2 protein-coding genes are annotated in these 7,119 nt (G+C 61.4%); one reads left to right on the top strand and one right to left on the bottom strand.

The genetic code is table 11. The annotated features are described in order from the left end of the window. Window positions 1–5,381, bottom strand: a 5,381-nt coding sequence (locus AC1D2Q_RS25430) for a retention module-containing protein (protein ID WP_477814960.1), incomplete at its 3' end; no start/stop codon positions are given. A 356-nt stretch (window positions 5,382–5,737) separates the two neighbouring features. On the opposite strand from AC1D2Q_RS25430, the gene AC1D2Q_RS25425 reads away from it, so the two are divergent. After that, window positions 5,738–7,090 (top strand): TolC family outer membrane protein, encoded by a 1,353-nt coding sequence (locus AC1D2Q_RS25425; protein ID WP_477814959.1) that lies wholly within the window; start codon window positions 5,738–5,740, stop codon window positions 7,088–7,090. Window positions 7,091–7,119 lie beyond the last annotated feature (29 nt).

The raw sequence follows: 7,119 nt of genomic DNA, 5'->3' as shown, positions 1-7,119 counted from the left end.
GTGTACACCACGGTGCCGCCTTCGGCCACGTTCGCGGTCGCACTCAGCGAAACGGTGCTGGTGTCGATGGTGTCGTTGACGGTAGTGACTGCCGGGGCAGTGCTCGGCACCAGGTTCTCGAAATTGCCACCGGTGGCGGTAGAGATGGTGGCCTGGACCGTACCGGCATCTTTGTAAACGTCATCGGATGGAGCCGGGACGGTCACGGAACCGGTGGTTTTACCCGCTTCGATGGTGATCACGGCGCCATTGCTCAACGTCACGGTCACTGGCGTGCCGGCGGCGTTGGTCAAGGTTGCGGTATAAACAATGGAACCACCTTCGGCCACCGAGTCGGTCGCGCTCAGGCTGAGAGTCGTGGTGTCCGGCGTGTCGGTCACCGAGGTATCCGCTGACTTGCCGTCGACTTCCAGCTTCTCGTAGTTGCCGCCCTTGGCGTCGTCGATTTTCACGCTCAAAGAACCGCTGCCAGCGAGGGCATCGTTTGGCGCAACGAAGTTGACAGAACCGCTGCTGGCACCGACCGGAATAGTGATGGTCTGGCCATTGGACAGGGTCACAACCACCGGCGAGCCGGTGACTGGCGCTGACACGGACGCGGTGTAAACCACGGTCCCACCTTCGGCGACGTTCGCGGTCGCAGTCAGCGAAACGGTACTGGTGTCGATCGTGTCGGTGACGGTGGTGACCGCCGGGGCAGTGTTCGGAACCAGGTTTTCGAAATTGCCACCGGTGGCGGTGGAGATGGTCGCCTGGACCGTACCCGCATCTTTGTAAACGTCATCGGATGGAGCCGGGACGGTGACGGTGCCGGTGGTTTTACCGGCATCGATGGTGATGACGGCGCCGTTGCTCAGCGTCACGGTCACGGGTGTGCCGGCGGCGTTGGTCAAGGTTGCGGTATAAACGATGGAACCACCTTCAGCCACCGAGTCGGTCGCGCTCAGGCTGAGGTTGGTGGTGTCCGGTGTGTCGGTCACCGAGGTATCCGCCGACTTGCCGTCGACTTCCAGCTTCTCGTAGTTGCCGCCCTTGGCATCGTCGATCTTGACGCTCAGGGAGTTGCCACCGGCCAACGCGTCGTTGGGTGCAACAAAATTAACAGAGCCGCTGCTGGCGCCGACTGGAATGGTGATGGTCTGGCCGTTGGACAGGGTCACAACCACTGGCGAGCCAGTGACCGGCGCCGACACGGACGCGGTGTACACCACGGTGCCGCCTTCGGCCACGTTCGCGGTCGCACTCAGCGAAACGGTGCTGGTGTCGATGGTGTCGTTGACGGTAGTGACTGCCGGGGCAGTGCTCGGCACCAGGTTCTCGAAGTTGCCGCCGGTGGCGGTGGAGATGGTGGCCTGGACCGTGCCCGCATCCTTGTAAACATCATCGGACGGGGCCGGGACGGTCACGGAGCCGGTGGTTTTACCGGCATCGATGGTGATGACGGCGCCATTGCTCAGCGTCACGGTCACTGGCGTGCCGGCGGCATTGGTCAGGGTCGCGGTATAGACGATGGAGCCGCCTTCGGTCACCGAGTCGGTCGCGCTCAGGCTGAGAGTCGTGGTGTCCGGGGTGTCGGTCACCGAGGTATCCGCCGACTTGCCGTCGACTTCCAGCTTCTCGTAGTTGCCGCCCTTGGCATCGTCGATCTTGACGCTCAAGGAACCGCCACCGGCCAACGGATCGTTGGGTGCAACGAAATTGACAGAGCCGCTGCTCGCGCCGACCGGAATGGTAATGGTCTGGCCATTGGACAGGGTCACAACCACTGGCGAGCCGGTGACCGGCGCCGACACGGAAGCCGTGTACACCACGGTGCCGCCTTCGGCCACGTTCGCGGTCGCAGTCAGCGAAACGGTGCTGGTGTCGATAGTGTCGTTGACGGTAGTGACCGCAGGCGTATCGCTGGTTACCAGGTTCTCGAAGTTGCCGCCGGTGGCGTCTTTGATGGTCGTTTCAATGGTTCCGGCGTCTTTATAGACGTCGTCCTTCGGCGCATCGACGGTTACGGAGCCGGTGGTTTTACCGGCATCGATGGTGATGACGGCGCCGTTGCTCAGCGTCACAGTCACTGGCGTGCCGGCGGCATTGGTCAGGGTCGCCGTATAGGTGATCTGACCGCCTTCATCTACAGCGCCGGTCGCAGTGAGCGACAGGTTGGTGGTGTCCGGTGTGTCGGTCACCGAGGTATCCGCCGACTTGCCGTCGACTTCCAGTTTCTCGTAGTTGCCGCCCTTGGCATCGTCGATCTTGACGCTCAGGGAGTTGCCACCGGTCAGGGCATCGTTGGGCGCGGTGAAGTTGACGCTGGCGCTGCTCGAGCCAACCGGGATGGTGATGGTCTGGCCATTSGACAGGGTCACAACCACTGGCGAACCAGTCACCGGCGCGGACACGGACGCGGTGTACACCACGGTGCCGCCTTCGGCCACGTTCGCGGTCGCASTCAGCGAAACGGTGCTGGTGTCGATGGTGTCGKTGACGGTRGTGACTGCCGGKGCAGTGCTCGGCACCAGGTTCTCGAAATTGCCACCGGTGGCGGTAGAGATGGTGGCCTGGACAGTACCGGCATCTTTGTAAACGTCATCGGATGGAGCCGGGACGGTCACGGAACCGGTGGTTTTACCCGCTTCGATGGTGATCACGGCGCCATTGCTCAACGTCACGGTCACTGGCGTGCCGGCGGCGTTGGTCAAGGTTGCGGTATAAACGATGGAACCACCTTCAGCCACCGAGTTGGTCGCGCTCAGGCTGAGGTTGGTGGTGTCCGGTGTGTCGGTCACCGAGGTATCCGCCGACTTACCGTCGACTTCCAGTTTCTCGTAGTTGCCGCCCTTGGCGTCGTCGATCTTGACGCTCAAGGAGCCGCCGCCAGCCAAGGCATCGTTTGGCGCAACGAAGTTGACAGAACCGCTGCTGGCACCGACTGGGATGGTGATGGTCTGGCCATTGGACAGGGTCACAACCACTGGCGAGCCGGTGACCGGCGCCGACACGGAAGCCGTGTACACCACGGTGCCACCTTCGGCGACGTTCGCGGTCGCAGTCAGTGAAACGGTGCTGGTGTCGATGGTGTCGTTGACGGTAGTGACTGCCGGGGCGGTGCTAGGCACCAGATTCTCGAAATTGCCGCCCGTCGCATCCTTGATCGTTACTTCAACCTGGCCGGCATCTTTGTAAACGTCATCGGCAGGGGCGGCGACGCTCACGCTGCCAGTGGTCGCGCCTGCAGCGATGGTGATCACGGCCCCATTGCTCAAGGTCACTGTGACTGGCGTGCCCGCCGGATTGGTCAGGGTCGCGGTGTACAGAATCTGACCACCTTCGGCCACTTCGGTGGACGCCGACAGGCTCAGGCCGGTGTCGTCTTTCGAGTCGGTAATGGTGGTGAGCGCTGGCTCGGTGCTCGGGGTCAGTTGCTCGAAATTGCCGCCGGTGGTGCCGGTGATCGTGGTGCTGACGGTGCTGCCGTTGTTGTAGACGTCGTTGGCCGGGGTATCGACTGTCACGCTGCCGGTGGTCTTGCCCGCTTCGATGGTAATGACCGAGCCATTGCTCAAGGTCACGGTCATCGGCGTGCCAGCCGGATTGGTCAGGGTGGCGGTGTAAGTGATCTGGCCGCCTTCGACAACGGTGCTGGTGGCGCTGAGGCTCAGGCCGGTGTTGTCGATCGAGTCGGTAATGGTGGTGACGGCCGGCGTGGTGCTCGGTACGAGGTTCTCGAAGTTGCCGCCGGTGGTGCCGGTGATCGTGGTGCTGACGGTGCTGCCATTGTTGTAGACATCGTTGGCCGGGGTATCGACGGTCACGCTGCCGGTGGTCTTGCCCGCTTCGATGGTAATGACCGAGCCATTGCTCAAGGTCACGGTCATCGGCGTGCCAGCCGGGTTGGTCAGGGTAGCGGTGTAAGTGATCTGGCCGCCTTCGACAACGCTGCCGGTGGCGCTGAGGCTCAGGCCGGTGTTGTCGATCGAGTCGGTAATGGTGGTGACGGCCGGCGTGGTGCTCGGTACGAGGTTCTCGAAGTTGCCGCCGGTAGCGCCGGTGATCGTGGTGCTGACGGTGCTGCCGTTGTTGTAGACGTCGTTGGCCGGGGTTTCGACGTTCACGGAGCCGGTGGTTTTTCCGGCTTCGATGGTGATGGTCGAACCATTGGACAGGGTGACGGTGACCGGCGTCTGCGCCGGGTTGGTCAATGTCGCGGTGTAGGTGATCTGGCCGCCTTCCGTGACGCTGCCGGTGGCGGTCAGGGTCAGGCCGGTACTGTCGATCGAGTCGGTAATGGTGGTGACCGCCGGCGTCGGGTTTGGCACCAGGTTTTCGAAGTTACCGCCGGTAGCGCCGGTGATCGTGGTGCTGACGGAGCTGCCGTTGTTGTAGACGTCATTGGCCGGTGTCGGAACGTTGACGCTGCCAGTGGTGTTGCCGGCTTCGATGGTGATGGTCGAACCGTTGGACAGAGTGACGGTGACCGGTGTTTGCGCCGGATTGGTCAGGGTCGCGGTGTAGGTGATCTGGCCACCTTCAGTGACGCTCGCGCCCGCTGTCAGCGTAACGGTAGTGGTGTCGACGGTGTCGGTGACTTGGGTCACGGCTGGAGCAGTCGGCGGGGTGACCACGATACCGCTGCCGCCCGTGGTGCCAGTGACGGTCACGTTGATTTGGGTCGGATCGTTATAAACAGTGTCGTTCGGCGCCAGCGGAACGTTGACGGTGCCGCTGGTCTGGCCGGCTGTGATCACGATCACCGAGCCGTTGGACAGGGTGATGATCAGGTCGGTCAGCGGCGCCTGGGTCAGGGTCGCGGTGTAAACCAGCACGCCACCGGCCTCGGTGATGGTCGGCGTGGCGCTCAGGCTCAGCGTTGATTCGCGCAGGGCATTGGTGCTGGTATCGGCCGTCTGGCCACCGGTGGTGTTTTGTGTTGCCAAAGCCGCAGTGGCGAGGCCTGCGGTCGGGAAGCCGATGGTCGGGTCGACCCGGGCAGCGGTTGCCTCCAGGGCCACGAAGCTGTGGCCGCCACCGGCAGAGCCGCCCGCGCTTGCGGCAGTAGGGCCGGCTGCGGTGGCTTCAAGCGCGGTGGTCGGGTCGGCGCCGGCGGCGATGGCTTGCTGCAATTCGTCAACCGATGGCGACGCTTGTGCGGTGGCTTGCGCAAGGTCGGTGCTGGAGTCCGGATTGCTGCCGCTCCACTGTGTGTCGCGGCCCAGGTCCAGGGTTCGGCCGTCAGCCAGCTCAAGGGTAATGGCGCCGGCGGCACCCGTGTCCACCTGGTCGCCCACAAACAACCGGTCGCCTTCAACGAGTACGCGGCGGATGCCCTCTGGGGACACCGCGAAAACCTGACCAACAATGCTTTTGACGATGGCAACAACACTGCTCATTGAAGACTCTCCGGGTGTCACGTTCAGTTGACTTCCATGAACCCCTCGGGCGTGTTCGCCGATCGGGGCTGGACGTTCTTACAAAATTCGATTCATAACTTTGACGCGCAATCGTCAATTATTTGGCTATATTTTTTCGAAATTAACTTTATGCCAAACTATTGACCTTATGGGAGCCATCCTAAACAATCGCCCAATTAATGTCACATTGATATTTAAGCGGCGACCTGTCCTACAGCGTGTGATCCAGTTCCGATTTTGAACTTTCCGACATACGGTCATTCCGGTTGCCATCATGCGATGCAGCGCCATGTTCTGCAGTGATTCAAGACAAGAAGTCCCGGGAAATTCCAACTATGCGTTTGCACCTGTTCAAGGTTCTACCCTTCGCCTTTGCCGCCAGCGTTGTTCAGGCGCAAACCCTTCCGCAGGCCATGCAACAGGCACTGGATGTCCACCCGGAAATCCAGGCAGCGGTCAACAGTCGGCTGGCCGCGGATTATCAATTAAAGGCTGCCAAAGGTGGATACCTGCCAAAGGTTGATCTGCTGGGCGGTTATGGCCGTGAAGGCACCGACAGCGTTACCACCCGTGCCGCTGGCAACAGCAATCACTGGGAAACACTGAACCGTAGCGAGTCAAGTTTACGTCTGTCGCAGATGGTTTTTGACGGTTTTGCGACGTCCAGCGAAGTGGGGCGTCAACAAGCCACCGTTAACTCCCGTGCTTATTCCTTGCTGGGCACCTCAGAGCGGACCGCGCTGACTGTCGCTCAGGTCTATCTGGACGTGCTGACCCGCCGAGAATTCGTGCGCCTGGCCGAAGACAACCTGAAAAACCATGAACGGATTTTTGACCAGATCAAATTGCGCACCCAGCGCGGCGTGGGCAGCGGCGCCGACCTCGATCAGGCCGAAGCGCGTATGGCCCAGGCCCGCAACAACCTGATTACCGAGCAGACCAACCTGGCTGACGCCGAGACCAACTTCCTCAGCGCCGTCGGCCAGATGCCCGATCAACTGGAGCGGCCTGCCGATTTCATGGCGCTGTTGCCGGCCAACCTGAATGAGGCGCGGGCGCAGATGCTGGAAAACAGCCCGATCCTGCGTTCCRCCGAATCCGATATCGCTGCCGCCGAGAAACAGTACGAAGCCGCCAAGTCGAGCTTCTACCCGCGTTTCGATGCCGAACTGGGCCGCACCGCCGACAACGACCTTGATGGGCAGAACGGGCACAACAACGAATGGCAGGCCATGCTGCGCATGCGCTTCAATTTGTTCGCCGGTGGTAGCAACAAGGCCGATCTGGAATCCAAGTCCTACCTGTCGAACCAGGCACTGGATATCCGCAACAACGCCCTGCGCGTGTTGAATGAAGAACTGGGCCTGGCCTGGAATGCCCTGAACAACGCCAACGCCCAGGTGCCGATCGCCCAGCAATATGTCGATCGTAGTGCCAGCGTGCGTGGCGCGTATCAGAAGCAGTTCAGCCTCGGCGAGCGGACATTGCTCGACCTGCTCGACAGTGAAAACGAGCTGTTCACCGCTTCCCGTCGGCTGGTCGAGATCAAAAACATTCAGTTATTTACTCAGTACCGAATCAAGGCGACCATGGGCGAATTGCTCAAAAGTCAGGGCGTAGTCGCACCGTTGGCATCCGTTGTGCAGAATGACGTGAAGCCTAAGGTCCAGCTGCCTGGGATGAATTGAGTCCTGCCCCATTTCAACTGTTAGCCAAG

The sequence above is a fragment of the Pseudomonas sp. P1_A1 genome, assembly GCF_056406935.1.
This window is presented reverse-complemented; position numbering and strand designations above follow the sequence as displayed.